Source organism: Microbacterium sp., assembly GCF_041641055.1.
Classification (GTDB): domain Bacteria; phylum Actinomycetota; class Actinomycetes; order Actinomycetales; family Microbacteriaceae; genus Microbacterium.
This window is the reverse complement of record NZ_JBEPZB010000008.1, coordinates 25,683-42,611: the sequence shown is the minus strand read 5'-3', so window position 1 is coordinate 42,611 and position 16,929 is coordinate 25,683. Positions and strand designations below refer to the sequence as shown.

Here is a 16,929-nt window from a genome sequence, read left to right as displayed (position 1 = left end):
CAGGCTAGCGGTCAGCCGGTCAGGCGGTGATGCGCTCCCGCACGATCGGCCCCGCGTCCGGCGCGGAGTCGCCGATCGCCCACGAACCCTCGAGCGCCTCGAGGGCTCGCGGGAAGCGTGCCTCGTCGGCGGCGGAAAGCGTGAACAGCGGCTGACCCGCGACGACCCGGTCGCCGGGCTTGGCGTGCAGGTCGATGCCCGCCTCGAAGATCACCGGATCCTCGGCCCGCGCCCGACCGGCGCCGAGGCGCCAGGCCGCGATTCCGAACGGCAGGGCGTCGAGCTGCGACACCACGCCGTCGGTGGGCGCCGTGACGACATGAGTCTCGCGTGCGGTGGGCAGCGGGGCATCCGGGTCGCCGTCCTGGGCGCGGATCATCGCCTTCCAGCTGTCCATGGCCCGTCCGTCGTCGAGTGCGGCCTCGACGTCGGCGTCCGGCTGCCCGGCCAGAGCGAGCATCTCGCGCGCCAGGGCGATCGTCAGCTCCCGCACGTCGGAGGGTCCGCCCCCGGCGAGGACCTCGACGGATTCGCGCACCTCGTTCGCGTTGCCGATGGCGAGTCCGAGGGGCACGTTCATATCTGTGAGCAGAGCTGTCGTGGCGACGCCGGAGTCCGTGCCGAGAGCGACCATCGTCCGCGCGAGTTCGCGGGCGCGGTCGATGTCCTGCATGAACGCCCCTGAGCCGAACTTGACGTCGAGGACGAGGGCGTCGGTCCCCTCGGCGATCTTCTTCGACATGATGCTCGAGGCGATCAGCGGGATGGCCTCGACAGTCCCGGTGACGTCGCGCAGCGCGTAGAGCTTCTTGTCGGCGGGGGCGAGGCCTGAGCCTGCGGCGCAGATCACCGCGCCGACGTCGCCCTGCATCTGCGCGAACATCTCCTCATTGCTGAGGGCGGCGCGCCAGCCGGGGATCGACTCCAGCTTGTCGAGGGTTCCTCCGGTGTGACCGAGGCCGCGGCCGGAGAGCTGCGGGACCGCCACGCCGAACACAGCGACCAGCGGGGCGAGCGGCAGCGTGATCTTGTCACCGACCCCACCCGTGGAGTGCTTGTCGACGGTCTTCTTGCCGAGCGTCGCGAAGCTCATCCGCTCCCCCGACGCGATCATCGCATCGGTGAGCACCCTGATCTCGTCCCGCTCCATGCCGCGCTGGAACACGGCCATCGCGAACGACGCCATCTGCGCGTCCGAGACGTAGCCGCGGGTGTATGCATCGACCATCCAGCGCAGCGCCGCCTCCGGCACCACGCCTCCGTCGCGCTTGGCTCGGATCACATCGACGGCGTCGAAGGGCTCAACGCTCATCGGGCGTCCTCCAGGTCTCGGGGGCCGAACGCATCCGGCAGTACTTCATCGATCGTCCGGATGCCGGAGACGGTCTCCAGCAGCATCCCGGGCATCGCGTGCTCGTACAGCAGCTGACGGCAGCGGCCGCACGGCATGATCGTCTGGCCGTCGTTGTTGACGCACACGAACGCGACGAGCTGGCCGCCGCCCGACATGTGCAGGTCGCCGACCAGCGCGCACTCCGCGCACAGCGTCACACCGTAGGAGGCGTTCTCGACGTTGCAGCCCGCCACGATGCGGCCGTCGCCCACGAGGGCTGCCGCACCGACGCGGTACCGCGAATACGGCGCGTACGCCTTGGTCATGGCGTCGGTCGCGACCTGACGGAGTTCGTCCCAGTCGATATCGGTCATGTCTCTCCTAGGACTTGATGTACGGCTTGCCGCTGGCCGCAGGCCCGCGGATCTGACCGGCGAACCCGGCGACCGCGAGCAGCGTGACGACGTACGGCAGCATCAGCATGAACTCGCCGGGGATCGGGGTCTTGAGGATCGAGAGCAGGTTCTGCAGGTTCGTCGCGAAGCCGAAGAGCAGCGCCGCGAGCGTGGCCCTGATCGGATCCCACCGTCCGAAGATGACGGCGGCGAGGGCGATGAAGCCGAGGCCGGCGGTCATGTCCTTGCCGAACTGCGGCACCGAGACGAGCGTGAAGTACGCTCCACCGATTCCGGCGATCGCGCCGGCGAGCAGCACATTCCAGAACCGGGTCGCATTGACCTTGATGCCGACCGTGTCGGCCGCCTGCGGGTGCTCGCCGACCGCACGGACGCGGAGTCCCCACTTCGTGCGGTAGAGCCCCCAGGCGACGATCGCGACCGTGACGAACATCAGGTAGACGATGAAGGTCTGGTTGAACAGCACCGGCCCGATGATCGGGATGTCGCTGAGCAGCGGGATCTCGATGCGGCTGAAGCGCACGGGCGTGTTGAGCGCCGTCTCGTTCGGCGCGAGCAGCGCGCCGTAGAGGAACCCGGTGAGTCCGCTGACGAGCACGTTGAGCACGACGCCGACGATCACCTGCTCCACGAGGTACTTGATCGCGAACGCGGCGAGCACGCTGGCCACCAGCACGCCGCCGAGCATCGCGCCCAGCAGACCGACGAAGGGGCTGCCTGTGATGCTCGAGAGCAGTGCGGCCGAGAACGCGCCGAGGAGCAGCTGACCCTCGATCGCGACGTTGACGACGCCTGCGCGCTCTCCGATCACGCCGCCGAGCGCACCGAAGACCAGGGGCACGGAGAGCGACACGGCACCGAACAGGAGGCTCGTGACGGGGACGAGTCCGCCGGCGCCCGCCCACACCAGGAAGCCGAACACGGCGAGCACGCCGAACACGGCCACGAGCCACAGCGAGGACTTGCGATAGGTCCAGGCGCGGAAGAAGGCCAGACCGGTCAGCACGGCGAGAAGCACGACGACGACCCAGCTGGTGGGTCCGGTCGGCAGCGCGATGTCGGGGAGGGCGAACGCGGAGGACTGGTCGCTGAGCCGGAACGCACTCGTGCCGCTGCGCGGCACGAGCAGGAACAGCAGCGCCAGCAGCGCCGTGGCCGCAGCGAGGACGATCGGACCCTTCAGGTGGCGTTCACGGACGGTCGCGAGCTGCACCGTTCCGTCAGCGGCCTGGCTCTGAACGAGGGAGGTCATGCGGTCACCGCCTTCTTCGCTGCCTTGGCTCTCGCCTTGGCCGCCTTCTCGGCGTCGGACTTCGGGAGGAAGAACACCGTGCGCAGCAGCGGAGGAGCCGCGATGAACAGCACGACGAGCGACTGCACGACGAGCACGATGTCGACGGGGATGTCCTGGGCCTGCATCGAGAACGACCCGGCCTTGAGCGCTCCGAACAGGATGCCCGCGGCGAACGTGCCCCAGGCGCGGCTGCGCCCGAGGAGGGCGACCGTGATCGCGTCGAAGCCGATGCCGGCGTCGATCGTCTCCGTGATGCCGGTGGTGACGGCACCCTGGATCTGATTCATGCCGGCGAGTCCGGCGAGACCACCGGCGAGCAGCATGGCGTACACGTAGACGCGGGACACGCTGATCCCGGCCGCGCGCGCGGCGTGCGGGTTCTCGCCGACGGCGCGCATCCGCATGCCGAGGGAGGACCGCTCGATCAGCCACCACACGAACAGGGTCGCGATGATGACGATGACGAATCCGAGGTCGAGCAGGGGGAACTGCGGCCCGAGGATCGAGGGGAACTGCGCGCTCTCGGGAGTCGCGTAACCGAGCGCCTGATTCGTACCGGGCTTCTGCAGCAGCCCCGGCGTGCGGATCATCCACAGCAGCAGGTAGTACGCCACGTAGTTGAGCATGATCGTGAGGATCACCTCGTGCGCACCCGTGCGGGCCTTGATGAGCCCTGCGATCGCACCCCACAGCGCACCGCCCGCGATACCGGCGATGAGCGTGACCGGGATGTGCAGCCAGAACGGCAGGTCGAGCTGGAACGTGAGGAGGCCGGCGACCGCCACGCCGATCAGCATCTGACCGCGGGCGCCGATGTTGAACAGACCGACGCGGAAGGCCAGCGCCACACCGAGACCGGCGGCGATCAGCGGCGCCGCGAATCCGAGGGTGTTGGTCAGCGGACGGATCTGCGCGGCGAAGTCGGCGCCGCGGGCGTTGAAGATCGCGCCGCGGAAGAGCGCCTCGTAGCCGTTGTAGACGGCGTTCCAGATCGCCGCGAACGTGTCGCTCGGACGCTGGAAGAAGTACCCGGAGGCTTCCAGCACGTCTTCATTCGTGAAGGCGATCAGGATGCCGCCGACGACGAGGGCCAGGAAGATCGCGAGGATCGTGGAGACGGCGCTGCCGCGCAGGATCTCCTTCAGGATCACGTTGCCGCGCGGGGGCGGCGGGACGTCACCCGTGTCACGCTGCGTCGTGGTCGTGTTCAGCGAGAGCTGGTCGCCGGAGACGTCGCCCGCCGATCCACTCCCCTGTGGCGTGATACCGCTCATGCGGCCACCTCTCCCTCGGCGGCGCCCGCCATCATCAGTCCCAGCGTCTCGCGCGGGGTGTCGCCGGGGACGATCCCGACGATCGTGCCTCTGTACATCACCGCGATGCGGTCGGCGAGAGCTGCGACCTCGTCGAGCTCCGTCGAGACGACGACGACGGGAATCCCGGCATCCCTCGTCTCGATGATCCGCTTGTGGATGAACTCGATCGATCCGACATCGACGCCGCGGGTGGGCTGTGCGGCGACGAGCAGTTTGAGCTCGCGGCTCATCTCGCGCGCGATCACGACCTTCTGCTGGTTTCCGCCCGAGAGCGTGCCCGCCGGTGTGTGCGGCCCCTGCGTCCGGATGTCGTACTCGGTGATGCGCGCCCGCGCGAAGTCCTCGAGAGCCGAGCGGCGGAGGGTGCCGCCGCGGCTGAACTCAGGATCGGCCGAACGGTCGAGGATCAGGTTCTCCGCCACCGAGAATCCGGCGACGAGGCCGTCCTCCGTGCGGTCCTCCGGGACGAACCCGACCCCGGCGTCGAGGATGGCGCGCACGCTCTTGCCGACCAGCTCGGTGCCGTCCAGGGTGATCGATCCCTCGACACGGGCGGCGAGGCCGACGATCGCCTCGACGAGCTCGGTCTGGCCGTTGCCCTGCACTCCGGCCACGGCGAGGACTTCGCCGGGGCGCACCGAGAAGTCGACGCCGTCGACGACGATCGCTCCGGTCGGGGTCAGGACACGCAGCCCCTTCACCTCGAGGCCGCCGTCGCCGAGGCGCGGAGCCTCCTTGTGCACGGTGAGCTCGACGGCGCGACCGACCATCAGCGAGGCGAGCTCGGCATTGGTCGCGGTGGGCGACGCCTCGCCGACGATGCGGCCGAGGCGGACGATCGTGATGGTGTCCGCGACCTCACGGACCTCACGGAGTTTGTGGGTGATGAAGACGATCGCGGTGCCCTCGTCGCGGAGCTGGCGCATGATGCCCATCAGCTCGTCCGTCTCCTGCGGGGTGAGGACGGCGGTGGGCTCATCGAAGACGAGCACCTTCGCATCGCGCGAGAGCGCCTTGATGATCTCGACCCGCTGCTGCACGCCGACCGGCAGGTCGCCGACGATCGCGTCGGGGTCGATGTCGAAGCCGAACCGCGCGGCGACGGAGCGCACGTGCTCCCTGGCCTTGCCGATGTCGAGCGTGCCGAGGCCCTTGGTCTGCTCGTGCCCCAGCATGACGTTCTCGGCGACGGTGAAGACGGGGACGAGCATGAAGTGCTGATGCACCATGCCGATGCCCGCGTTCATCGCGTCACCGGGGCCGCGGAACCGCTGGACGACGTCGTCCAGGAGGATCTCGCCCTCGTCTGCCTGATAGAGCCCGTAGAGGACGTTCATCAGCGTGGACTTGCCTGCGCCGTTCTCGCCGAGCAGAGCGTGGATCTGCCCCGGCTCGACCACCAGGTCGATGTGGTCGTTGGCCACCAGGGTTCCGAACCGCTTGGTGATGCCGCGAAGTTCGAGCTTCATATCTGCACCTTATCCAGAAGAGTCCTCCGGCTGTGCCCGGAGGATCTCAGACGCATCGCACGGGGATCGCCCGGATGCGCCGCCAACAGTCGTCACCTTCCGTCCACGGCACGGGGCGAGTGGCAGCTTTCACCACTCGCCCCGTGCTGGACATCGATGACTCACGGAGAGTTCGGGGACTCCACCGTGATGTCGCCGGCGATGATCTGCTCCTGCAGAGCCGAGATCTCGTCGAGCAGTCCGTCGGGCAGGTCACCCTCGAAGGAACCGAAGCCCGAGAGCTTCACACCCTCGTTCTCGAGCGTGCCGACGTAGGGAGCAGCGTCGAAGTCGCCCTTCGAGGCGGCGACGGTCGCATCCTCGACCGCGACGTCGATCGCCTTCATGATCGAGAAGAGGGTGACGTCGGCCACCGTCTCGTCGGCGACGGCGAGGTCGCTGTCGACGCCGACCAGCAGCGTGTCCTTGCCGCTGTCGGCGATGGCCGCCGCAGCGCTCTGGTAGATCGGCCCGCCGACGGGGAGGATGACGTCGACACCCTGGTCGAGCACGCCCTGCGCGGTCTGCTTGGCCGTGTCGTTGGCGTCGAAGCCGCCGGTGAACGAGCCCTTCTGCGTCGCGCTGTCCCAGCCGAAGACCTGGACGGCGGCGGACTTGTCCTCGTTGTACTTCTCGACACCGAGCTGGAAGCCGTCCATGAACACGGCGACCGACGGGATCTGCATTCCGCCGAAGGTGCCGACCTTGTTCACGCCGGACTCCGCCGACCATCCGGCCGCGGCGTATCCGCCGAGGTAGGCGGCCTGAGCGGTGTCGAACACCAGGGGCTTGATGTTGGGAGCGTCGGTCGTGCCGTCGAAGTCGTTGTCGGCGTAGTCGTCGATGATCGCGTAGTCGATCTCGGGGTTCGCGAGTGCGGACTCGACCGTGGCGGCGGACAGCTTGAAGCCGACCGCGACGATGAGCGAGCATCCCTCGGAGACCGCGGTCTCGAGGTTGGGCGCGTAGTCATTGTCGTTCGCCGACTCGAATTCGAGCGGCTTGACGCCCAGCTCGTCGGCTGCGCGGTCCATGCCTTCCTTGGCGGACTGGTTGAACGACTTGTCGTTCCACCCGCCGGCGTCGGAGACGAGGCAGGGGAGGAAGTCGGATGCGACGTCGGTGCCGCCGTCGCCGCCCGATTCGGTGGGAGCCTGGCCACAGCCGGCGAGTGCGAAGACGACGCCAGCGGCGACGGTCGCGCCCAGCAGCTTCTTGGTGGTGGAGATGGTCAACTCATGCCTCCTGAACGGTGCCGCGGCCCTCGCGGATCGCTCAAAGTTACCTACTGTTTCGACATTTGCGCATGCCGGTGGCCTGGCCGTCGACGAATGGTTACAAAGCTGAAATCAAGACAGCCGATGAGCGGCCGCGGATGCTCATCAGAGCACGTCGCCGCGCCCGGTGAGCTTCAGGGACTCCACGACGCCCTTCACGCGCTGCGCATGCTCGACCGTGGTCACCAGCAGCGCATCCGGGGTGTCGACGACGACGATGTCCTTCACGCCGATGAGGCTGATGACGCGAGAGGTCTGGCTGACGAGGATGCCGCTCGCCGCATCCGACAGCACCCTGGCCTTCGGCCCGAGCACGGCGAGGTCGTTCTTGCGTCCGTTGTTGATGAGCTTCGTGAGCGATGCGAAGTCGCCGACGTCATCCCAGTCGAAGTGACCGGGCACCACGGCGAGACGTCCGCGGCGGGCAGCGGGTTCGGCGACGGCGTAGTCGATGGCGATCTTCTTGAGTCCGGGCCAGATCCGGTCGACCGCCGGACCGCGGCGGTCGCGATCGTCCCAGGCCTCGGCGAGCTCGATCAGCCCGGCGTGCAGGTCTGGCTCGTTCTCGGCCAGCTCCTCCAGCAGCACGCTCGCCTTGGCGATGAACATGCCCGCGTTCCACAGGTAGCCGCGGTCGGCGAAGTAGGCCTTCGCGGTCTCGAGATCGGGCTTCTCGACGAAGCTCTCGACCAGCGCCGCCTCGCGAGCCCCCTCGACGACGAGCTCGGGTCCCTTGCGGATGTATCCGAATCCGACGGCGGGCTCGGTGGGCGAGATGCCGATGGTGCAGATGTACCCCTCGCGTGCGACCTCGACGGCGTCGCGGACCGCGAACTCGAACACGCGTGTGCTGCGGATGACGTGGTCGGCGCTGAACGAGCCGATGATCACGTCGGGATCACGGCGATGCAGGACCGCAGCCGCCAGTCCGATCGCGGCGGCGGACTCCCGCGGCTCGGACTCGAGGAAGACGTTGAGATCGGGGATGCCCGGCAGCTCGGACTCGACGGCCGCCCGGTGCGCGCGGCCGGTCACCACGGCGATCCGGTCGCTGCCGGCGAGGGGCTCGAGGCGGTCCCAGGTGTCGCGGAGCAGGGAGTGCCCTGACCCCGTGAGGTCGTGCAGGAACTTGGGAGCATCCGCCCGCGAGAGCGGCCACAGCCTGCTGCCGATGCCTCCGGCCGGGATCACCGCGTAGAAGTCCTTGATCGGCTCGCTCATGCTGCTCAGCGTAACGGGGTCTTGACCCGGCCATGCAGAGCGCCAGTATGGTCGTCCCATGGCCCCCTCCCCCACACGGCGCCCTGCCCTTCTTCGTCGCGCCACCGCCGCGCTCGTGCTCGTGCTCGCCGCGGCCGCACTCGTCCCCACCTCCGCATCCGCCGCGAGCGGCACCGCCGGCGAGGTCTTCGCCCTCACCAACGCCGAGCGCTATAAGGCGGGTGTGCGGGCGCTGGTCTCCGACCCCGCCCTCGACGCGGCGGCGGCGGAGTGGGCCAGGCACCTCGCCGCCACCTGCACGTTCGAGCACAGCACGTCGCAGTGGCGCAGCTCGCGGGTGGCCGCATACGGGTGGGTCGCGACGGGCGAGAACATCGCGGCAGGGCAGCCGGATGCGAAGTCGGTGATGACGGCGTGGATGAACTCGTCGGGGCACAAGGCGAACATCCTCGACAGCCGCTACACCGGGCTCGGCGTGGGAGTGGCCACCGGATCCTGCTACCGCACCTACTGGGTGCAGATCTTCGGCATCGGCTCACCGGTCAAGAAGCTCAGCGGCGGCGCGGGCGATCTCACGGGCGACCGCAACGCAGACATCGTCGCGCGCACGTCCACGGGTGAACTGATGATCTATCCCGGCACCGGCAAGAGCGGGTTCGCTGCTCCGCTCACCGTGACATCGACCTGGGGGAGCCGACCGTTCACCACGCTGGGCGACTTCACCGGAGACGGGATACCCGACCTCGCCCGGGTCGAGGCGACCGGTCGGCTGCTTCTCTATGCGGGCGACGGCAGGGGTGGACTCCGTGCGGCCGTGCAGATCGGCACGGGATGGTCCGGGTTCACCCAGCTGATCGGCGGCATGGACTTCACCGGCGACCGGCTGCCCGATGTGATCGCGCGCACCACGAGCGGAACCTTGAAGCTGTATCGGGGCAACGGGAAGGGCGGGTGGCTCGCCGGGAGCGGGATCCAGATCGGCAGCGGCTGGAACGCGTTCGACTCCATCTCCCATGCGGGTGACTTCACCGGCGACGCCAGGGGCGACATCATCGCGCGCAAGATCTCGGACGGGACCCTGTGGCTGTACCCCACCACCGGCAAGGGCACCTGGGGGAAGCCGGTTCGCATCGGCACCGGCTGGCGGCCGTTCACCGCGATCTTCGGCGGTGGCGACCTCAACGGCGACGGGGCCCAGGATGTCGTCGCCCGTTCGTCCGACGGCGCCCTGTTGCTCTACCCCGGGAACGGCCGCAGCGGCTTTCTCGCCCGTCAGACCCTGGGCAGCGGCTGGAACACGATGAGCCAGATCGGCTGACCGACGGCGTCCGATCCTCTCGACGTCGAGAGACTTAGGCTCCCCTTCGTCGCCCCCTGCCCTCTCACGGGAATAGGATGGTGTCCGATCGGCCGTGCCTGACGACAGCAGGCTCACGCTTGGAACACGCATCGCACGCGACCGAGTCTCATCGATCCAGGGAGGACGACCGTGTCCACAAGCGCTCGCTTGACACCGTCGATTTCGGAAACCACTTCCAAGACGCCGCGCGGCACCCTCTACCGGGGTCGTGAAGGCATGTGGTCGTGGGTGCTTCACCGCATCACCGGAGTCGCCATCTTCTTCTTCCTGTTGGTGCACGTGCTCGACACGGCACTCATCAGGGTGTCCCCCGAGGCGTACAACGCCGTCATCGGGACCTACAAGAACCCGGTCATGGCGCTCGGCGAGGTCGTGCTCGTGGCCGGCATCGTGTTCCACGCGATGAACGGTCTCCGCATCATCGCGGTGGACTTCTGGTCGAAGGGTGCGAAGTACCAGCGTCAGCTCTTCTGGGGCGTGCTGCTGGTGTGGGGCATCATCATGGCCGGCTTCGTGCCGCGGCACCTGATGCTCGCGTTCGCCGGCTTCGGAGGAGGACACTGATGACCGCTCAGACCGTCTCAGCGCCCGTGCGTCGGCAGCGCGGATTCAACCTCGAGAAGTGGGGCTGGCTCTTCATGCGCGCCTCCGGGGTCGTGCTCGTCGTGCTCATCTTCGGACACCTGTTCATCAACCTGATGGTCGGCGAGGGCATCCACGCCCTCGACTTCGCGTTCATCGCCGGCAAGTTCGCCACTCCGTTCTGGCAGTGGTGGGACGTCATCATGCTCTGGCTCGCCCTGATCCACGGCGCCAACGGCATGCGGACGATCGTCAACGACTACGTCACGAACAACACCGCTCGCAAGGCGCTGACCTGGGCCCTGGGCCTGGCTGCAGCCCTGCTCATCATCCTCGGCACTCTGGTCGTCTTCACCTTCGACCCGTGCCTCGGCGTGACCGAGTCGAGCACGCTGTGGGAACAGTGCCAGACGCTGGGCAAGTAGAAGAGAAGGCATACGAGAAGTGACTACCGAGACCCAGGATTCCGTCGTGCGCGACGGCGTGCACTACCACCAGTTCGACATCGTCATCGTGGGTGCCGGCGGCGCCGGCATGCGGGCGGCCATCGAGGCCGGACCCGGCGCCAGGACCGCTGTGATCTCCAAGCTGTACCCGACGCGTTCGCACACCGGTGCGGCGCAGGGCGGAATGGCCGCGGCCCTCGCGAACGTCGAAGAGGACAGCTGGGAATGGCACACCTTCGACACGGTCAAGGGCGGCGACTACCTGGTCGACCAGGATGCCGCTGAGATCCTCGCCAAGGAGGCCATCGACGCGGTCATCGACCTCGAGAACATGGGTCTGCCGTTCAACCGCACGCCCGAGGGGAAGATCGACCAGCGTCGATTCGGCGGTCACACCGCCGAGCACGGCAAGACCCCGGTGCGTCGCGCCTGCTACGCGGCCGACCGCACCGGTCACATGATCCTGCAGACCCTCTTCCAGAACTGCGTCAAGCTCGGCATCAACTTCTTCAACGAGTTCTACGTGCTCGACCTGCTGACGGTGAAGGATGCCGACGGCAAGACGCAGGTGTCTGGCGTCGTCGCCTACGACCTCTCCACCGGTGAGCTCCACGTCTTCCAGGCGAAGGCCGTGATCTTCGCGACGGGCGGGTTCGGGAAGATCTTCAAGACGACCTCCAACGCGCACACCCTCACGGGCGACGGCGTCGGGATCGTCTGGCGCAAGGGACTCCCCCTCGAGGATCTGGAGTTCTTCCAGTTCCATCCGACCGGACTCGCAGGCCTCGGCATCCTTCTGACCGAGGGAGCACGAGGCGAGGGCGCGATCCTCCGCAACGCCTCGGGTGAGCGCTTCATGGAGCGCTACGCGCCGACCATCAAGGACCTCGCCCCGCGTGACATCGTCGCCCGCTGCATGGTGCAGGAGGTGGCCGAGGGCCGCGGAGCCGGTCCGCACAAGGACTACGTGCTGCTGGACTGCACGCACCTGGGCGCAGAGGTCCTCGAGACCAAACTCCCCGACATCACCGAGTTCGCGCGCACCTACCTGGGTGTCGACCCGGTCGTCGAGCCGGTGCCCGTGATGCCCACCGCGCACTACGCGATGGGGGGCATCCCCACCAACAACAACGGCGAGGTACTCGCCGACAACGACACCGTGGTGCCGGGCCTGTACGCCGCCGGCGAGTGCGCGTGCGTGTCGGTGCACGGAGCCAACCGTCTCGGCACCAACTCGCTGCTCGACATCAACGTCTTCGGCAAGCGCAGCGGCCGCAACGCGGTCGAGTACGTCAAGACGGCCGAGTTCGTCCCGCTTCCCGAGAACCCCGCCGGCTTCGTCTCCGGGATGCTGGAGGGCCTGCGCAACAACCAGGGCACCGAGCGCATCGCCGTGCTTCGCAAGGCACTGCAGGACGAGATGGACAAGGGCGCGCAGGTCTTCCGCACGCACGAGTCCCTCGAGCACGTCCTCGGCGTGATCGCGGAGCTGCGCGAGCGGTACAAGAACGTGCACGTCGACGACAAGGGCAAGCGGTTCAACACCGATCTGCTCGAAGCCGTCGAACTGGGCTTCCTCCTCGACATCGCCGAGGTCGTCGTCTACGCCGCGCAGAACCGTGAGGAGAGCCGTGGCGGCCACATGCGCGACGACTTCCCGACTCGCGACGACGAGAAGTACATGAAGCACACCATGGCCTACCTGACCGGCGACCCGCACTCCTCCACCCCGAGCGACCACATCAAGCTCGACTGGAAGCCCGTCGTCTTCACCAAGAACGAGCAGGGCGAGTTGAACTACCCGCCGATGGAGAGGAAGTACTGAGCATGTCGAACGCCATCGCCGAAGCTCCCGCGGACACGACGGAGGAGAGCGGCATCCAGTCCTTCATCGTCACCTTCAACATCCGTCGGTTCGACCCCGAGATCGACGCCGAGCCGCACTGGGTCGACTACGACGTGGAGCTCTATTCGACCGACCGCGTGCTCGACGCCCTCCACAAGATCAAGTGGGAGGTCGACGGCTCCCTCAGCTTCCGTCGTTCCTGCGCCCACGGCATCTGCGGCTCCGACGCCATGCGCATCAACGGGCGCAACCGTCTCGCGTGCAAGACGCTGATCAAGGATCTCGACATCTCGAAGCCGATCTACGTCGAGGCGATCAAGGGCCTTCCGCTGGAGAAGGACCTGATCGTCGACATGGAGCCGTTCTTCGCGTCCTACCGCGACGTGCAGCCGTTCCTGGTCGCGAACTCGGTGCCCGAGAAGGGCAAGGAGCGTGTGCAGTCGATCGCCGACCGCGAGATCTTCGACGACACGACCAAGTGCATCCTGTGCGCCGCATGCACCTCGTCGTGCCCCGTGTTCTGGACCGACGGACAGTACTTCGGACCCGCGGCGATCGTGAACGCGCACCGCTTCATCTTCGACTCGCGCGACGACAACGCCGAGGTGCGCCTCGACATCCTCAACGACAAGGAAGGCGTCTGGCGCTGCCGCACGACCTTCAACTGCTCCGAGGCCTGCCCTCGAGGCATCGAGGTCACCAAGGCCATCGCCGAGGTCAAGCAGGCCGTCCTTCGCGGACGCCCCTGACCCGGTGACTCCGTCGAGAGCGGGCGGGCTCCTTCTGGGAGCCCGCCCGCTCTCGCTGTGTGGATAAAGTGAGGGGATGTCCGGTTCCGGTGACGAGACGAGCGAGCCCGGTCGGCTGGATGCAGCCGTCGAACGGGCCACTGCACTGACCCGGCGCACGCTCGGGCTGTTCCCGGTGCGCGTCTGGCGGCATTTCCTGCAGCACAACGGATTCCTGCTCGCGGCGGGCGTGAGCTATCAGGCCCTGTTCGCGATCTTCGCGGCGATCTATCTCGCCTTCGCCATCGCCGGGCTGTGGCTGGGCGGCAGCGCGGAGGCGGTCGACGGACTGATCGACATCATCAACAGCTACGTCCCGCACCTGATCCAGGACCCCGGGGGCGTGTTCACTCCCGCGCAGGTGCAGGAGATCGCCGCCAACACCACCGGGGTGCTGAGCGTCACGGGTCTCATCGCCCTCGGTACCGTCATCTGGACGGCTATCGGCTGGGTGACGTTCTCCCGTCGGGCGACCAGAGACATCTTCGGCCTGCCTCCCGATCTCCGCAGCTACGTCATGCTGAAGGCGAGGGACCTGCTGGCCGCCCTGATCTTCGGAGTGGCGCTGATCGCCGGCTCGCTGCTCAGCTCGGCCAGCGCGGCCGTGCTGCGGTGGCTGATCAGCCTCCTCGGCTGGGATGCGGGCTCCGCCGGACTGAACCTCGGCATCCGGCTCGGCACGGTCGTCGTCTCCTTCGCCCTGCTCTCCGGCGCCCTGGCGGCGATGGTGCGCTTCCTCACCGGCACCTCGCTGCACTGGCGCACGATCTGGCCCGGTGCACTCCTCGGCGGCGCAGCGATGACGATCCTCCAGTACGGTGCCGGGTTTCTGCTCAGCTACACGCCGTCGAATCCGCTGCTGGCCACCTTCGCCATCTTCATCGGACTGCTGCTGTGGTTCCGGGTCAACGGCGTGATCATGCTGGTGGCCTCGTCCTGGATCGCCATGACGGCGCAGGACCGAGACCTTCCGCTGTTGTCGCCGTCAGACGCCGAGCGGCGCATCGCGGAGCACCGGACGCTCGTCGCCGCGGCCCGGATCCGGCTGCGCGATGTCCTCGACGCGCGCGACAAGGCCCCCTGGTACGGCGCATGGTCGGCTGCTCGCGCCGTGCGCGCCGCGGAGGAGGACCTCGCCGCGCTCGAGGCGTCCGCTCCCCCACCGGTGGAGACCGCCTCTCCCCTCGCGCAGCGGTTCCGCGCGGAGCTGCAGCGCTCGTCTCGGGATGTCGGTGGCGCTGGTTAGGCTGGAGACATGCCTCATCTGCGTATCGCCACGGTCAACGTCAACGGGATCAGAGCGGCGGCTCGCAACGGCATGGGAGCCTGGCTCGACGCCGCAGACGTCGACATCCTGACCCTTCAGGAGGTGCGCGGACAGGACGAGCATCTCGAGGCCGCGCTGCCGGGGTGGACGTTCGTGCACGACGAGGCGACCGCCAAGGGCCGCGCCGGTGTCGCGATCGCCAGTCGAGTGCCCGCCGTCGCGTCGCGCACCGATCTCGGCGCCATCGACTTCGACTCGAAGGGCCGCTGGATCGAAGCCGACTTCGTCATCGGCGACCGTCCGATCACCGTGGTCAGCGCATACGTGCACAGCGGGGAGGCGGACACCCCCAAGCAGGAGGAGAAGTGGAAGTTCCTCGACGCCTTCGAGACACGACTCGCGGAGCTCGGACAGGGTGACGGAGCCCTGGCGCTCGTCACGGGCGATCTGAACGTCGGCCACCGCGAGCTCGACATCAAGAACTGGCGCGGCAATCGCAAGAAGGCCGGGTTCCTGCCGCGTGAACGCGGCTACTTCGATCGCTTCCTCGGGGCGGCCGGCGCGACGGTCGAGGGCGTCGACGGGTCCACCGGCACCGGCCTCGGCTGGGTCGACGTCGGGCGCACCTTCCATGGCGAGGTCGAAGGGCCGTACACCTGGTGGTCGATGCGAGGACAGGCCTTCGACAACGACTCGGGGTGGCGCATCGACTACCACCTCGCCACCCCCGCTCTCGCCGAGCGCGTGACGGCGTACCATGTGGCCCGCGCGGCGGCGTACGACCAGCGCTGGAGCGATCACGCACCGGTCGTCGTCGACTACACGTACTGAAGCGGGTCGACCCTCTTCGGGTCCACCGAGGGGCTGCGCGGCGATCAGGCGGTGAGCAGCGCCACGATCAGGCCCGCCGCCACCGCGAGATAGCCGAGCATGCTCCACAGATACGCGCGGCCTCTTCGTCCGGGCGAGAACACGAGCGGCACCGTCACCGCGAGCAGCAGCCCGAGGCCGAGCGCCAGGACGGTGCCGATGATCAGCCCGTAGCCGTGCGGGTCGGCCGAGGCCGGTCCGAAGCGACTGCTCAGGGCGACCCGGACGAGGAGCGCGAAAGGGATCCCGATGATCACCGTGAGCACGATTCCGATGATGCGCGACGTGCGCCCGCTCCTGACAGGATTCGGGTCGGCAGCTGCAGGGCGATCCGTCATGTCGCGAGTCTTCCGTGCGGACTCTGCGACCGCCACCGCCCCCATAGGATTGATATCGTGACGAAACCTCGCCTCTACTCAGGAATGCAGCCCTCCGCCGACTCCCTTCAGATCGGCAACTACATCGGGGCGCTCCTGCAGTGGCGAGAGCTCCAGAGCTCCTACGACGCCTACTTCTCGGTGGTCGACCTGCATGCGCTCACCGTCGCGCAGGATCCGGCTGAGCTGCGCGAGAAGACGCGTCGCACCGCAGCACAGTACATCGCCGCCGGAATCGAGCCGTCCCTGTCCACCCTGTACGTGCAGTCCCATGTGCGCGCGCATGCCGAGCTGGCCTGGATCCTCTCGACCATCACCGGTTTCGGCGAGGCCGGTCGCATGACGCAGTTCAAGGACAAGTCCGCGCGCTACGGCGCCGACGCGACAAGCGTCGGCCTCTTCACCTACCCGGTGCTGATGGCGGCCGACATCCTGCTCTACCAGACCGACGTCGTGCCCGTCGGCGACGACCAGAAGCAGCATGTCGAGCTCACGCGCGACCTGGCGGAGCGGTTCAACAGCCGGTTCGGCGAGACCTTCGTCGTCCCCCGTCCGGTGATCCAGAAGGACACGGCCCGCATCTACGACCTGCAGAACCCGACCTCGAAGATGTCGAAGTCCGCAGAGAGCGACGCCGGGGTGCTCTGGATGCTGGACGATCCCGCGAAGTCCGCGAAAAAGATCATGCGCGCGGTCACTGACAACGAGGGGTCCGTGCGCTTCGACCGCGAAGAGAAGCCGGGCGTCTCGAACCTGCTCACGATCTACGCCGCCCTCAGCGGGCGCCAGATCGGCGCGATCGAGGACGAGTACGCCGGTCGCGGCTACGGAGACTTCAAGAAGGGGCTCGCGGAGGTCGTCGTGAACGAGTTCGAGCCGGTCCGCGCTCGCGCACTCGAGCTCCTCGACGACCCGGCTGAGCTCGACCGCATCCTCGCCGCGAACGCCGCCCGTGCAGACGAGGTCGCCGACGCCACACTCGCCGCCGTCTACGACCGCGTCGGGCTGCTGCGTCGCGTCTGAGCGCC

General features: G+C 67.9%; 16 protein-coding genes. 8 read left to right on the top strand and 8 right to left on the bottom strand.

What is annotated here, in order from left to right; all coding sequences use genetic code 11:
- Positions 1-19: 19 nt before the first annotated feature.
- From ACESK8_RS07130 to ACESK8_RS07100, 7 genes are all read right to left on the bottom strand, one after another.
- On the bottom strand, positions 20-1,312 hold the full coding sequence (locus tag ACESK8_RS07130) for a thymidine phosphorylase (RefSeq protein ID WP_372967941.1): 1,293 nt from the start codon (positions 1,310-1,312) through the stop codon (positions 20-22).
- On the bottom strand, positions 1,309-1,707 hold the full coding sequence (locus tag ACESK8_RS07125) for a cytidine deaminase (protein WP_042536471.1): 399 nt from the start codon (positions 1,705-1,707) through the stop codon (positions 1,309-1,311). Before ACESK8_RS07125 ends, ACESK8_RS07130 begins: the two co-directional genes overlap by 4 nt.
- A 7-nt stretch (positions 1,708-1,714) precedes the next feature.
- Positions 1,715-3,001: an ABC transporter permease gene (locus tag ACESK8_RS07120; RefSeq protein ID WP_372967940.1), complete on the bottom strand. Its 1,287-nt coding sequence runs from the start codon at positions 2,999-3,001 to the stop codon at positions 1,715-1,717.
- Positions 2,998-4,317 (bottom strand): ABC transporter permease, encoded by a 1,320-nt coding sequence (locus ACESK8_RS07115; RefSeq protein ID WP_372967939.1) that lies wholly within the window; start codon positions 4,315-4,317, stop codon positions 2,998-3,000. Before ACESK8_RS07115 ends, ACESK8_RS07120 begins: the two co-directional genes overlap by 4 nt.
- Positions 4,314-5,828: an ABC transporter ATP-binding protein gene (locus ACESK8_RS07110; protein WP_372967938.1), complete on the bottom strand. Its 1,515-nt coding sequence runs from the start codon at positions 5,826-5,828 to the stop codon at positions 4,314-4,316. Before ACESK8_RS07110 ends, ACESK8_RS07115 begins: the two co-directional genes overlap by 4 nt.
- 161 nt (positions 5,829-5,989) lie before the next feature.
- Positions 5,990-7,102 (bottom strand): BMP family protein, encoded by a 1,113-nt coding sequence (locus ACESK8_RS07105; RefSeq protein ID WP_372967937.1) that lies wholly within the window; start codon positions 7,100-7,102, stop codon positions 5,990-5,992.
- 147 nt (positions 7,103-7,249) lie between these two features.
- Positions 7,250-8,365: a mannose-1-phosphate guanylyltransferase gene (locus tag ACESK8_RS07100; RefSeq protein ID WP_372967936.1), complete on the bottom strand. Its 1,116-nt coding sequence runs from the start codon at positions 8,363-8,365 to the stop codon at positions 7,250-7,252.
- A gap of 58 nt (positions 8,366-8,423) precedes the next feature.
- Here ACESK8_RS07100 and ACESK8_RS07095 point away from each other — a divergent pair, with 58 nt between their 5' ends.
- From ACESK8_RS07095 to ACESK8_RS07065, 7 genes are all read left to right on the top strand, one after another.
- Complete coding sequence (locus ACESK8_RS07095) at positions 8,424-9,683, top strand: FG-GAP-like repeat-containing protein (RefSeq protein ID WP_372967935.1); 1,260 nt, start codon at positions 8,424-8,426, stop codon at positions 9,681-9,683.
- A 171-nt stretch (positions 9,684-9,854) separates the two neighbouring features.
- A complete protein-coding gene (gene sdhC / locus ACESK8_RS07090; RefSeq protein ID WP_074731658.1) occupies positions 9,855-10,289 on the top strand; it encodes a succinate dehydrogenase, cytochrome b556 subunit in 435 nt (144 codons plus the stop codon).
- On the top strand, positions 10,289-10,732 hold the full coding sequence (locus ACESK8_RS07085) for a succinate dehydrogenase hydrophobic membrane anchor subunit (RefSeq protein ID WP_372967934.1): 444 nt from the start codon (positions 10,289-10,291) through the stop codon (positions 10,730-10,732). The genes sdhC and ACESK8_RS07085 overlap by 1 nt, the downstream gene beginning before the upstream one ends.
- 19 nt (positions 10,733-10,751) lie before the next feature.
- Positions 10,752-12,578, top strand: a complete 1,827-nt coding sequence (gene sdhA / locus ACESK8_RS07080; protein ID WP_372967933.1) for a succinate dehydrogenase flavoprotein subunit — start codon at positions 10,752-10,754, stop codon at positions 12,576-12,578.
- A 2-nt stretch (positions 12,579-12,580) separates the two neighbouring features.
- Positions 12,581-13,348 (top strand): succinate dehydrogenase iron-sulfur subunit, encoded by a 768-nt coding sequence (locus tag ACESK8_RS07075; RefSeq protein WP_372967932.1) that lies wholly within the window; start codon positions 12,581-12,583, stop codon positions 13,346-13,348.
- Positions 13,349-13,424: 76 nt separating this feature from the next.
- Positions 13,425-14,633 (top strand): YihY/virulence factor BrkB family protein, encoded by a 1,209-nt coding sequence (locus ACESK8_RS07070; protein WP_372967931.1) that lies wholly within the window; start codon positions 13,425-13,427, stop codon positions 14,631-14,633.
- A gap of 9 nt (positions 14,634-14,642) precedes the next feature.
- Complete coding sequence (locus ACESK8_RS07065; protein WP_372967930.1) at positions 14,643-15,485, top strand: exodeoxyribonuclease III; 843 nt, start codon at positions 14,643-14,645, stop codon at positions 15,483-15,485.
- 44 nt (positions 15,486-15,529) lie between these two features.
- On the opposite strand, the gene ACESK8_RS07060 is transcribed toward ACESK8_RS07065, so the two are convergent.
- Positions 15,530-15,862 (bottom strand): hypothetical protein, encoded by a 333-nt coding sequence (locus ACESK8_RS07060; protein WP_372967929.1) that lies wholly within the window; start codon positions 15,860-15,862, stop codon positions 15,530-15,532.
- A 57-nt stretch (positions 15,863-15,919) separates the two neighbouring features.
- Between ACESK8_RS07060 and trpS the strand changes: the two genes are divergently transcribed.
- The gene (gene trpS, locus ACESK8_RS07055) at positions 15,920-16,924 is read left to right on the top strand and encodes a tryptophan--tRNA ligase (RefSeq protein WP_372967928.1); all 1,005 of its coding nucleotides are present in this window, start codon (positions 15,920-15,922) and stop codon (positions 16,922-16,924) included.
- Positions 16,925-16,929 lie beyond the last annotated feature (5 nt).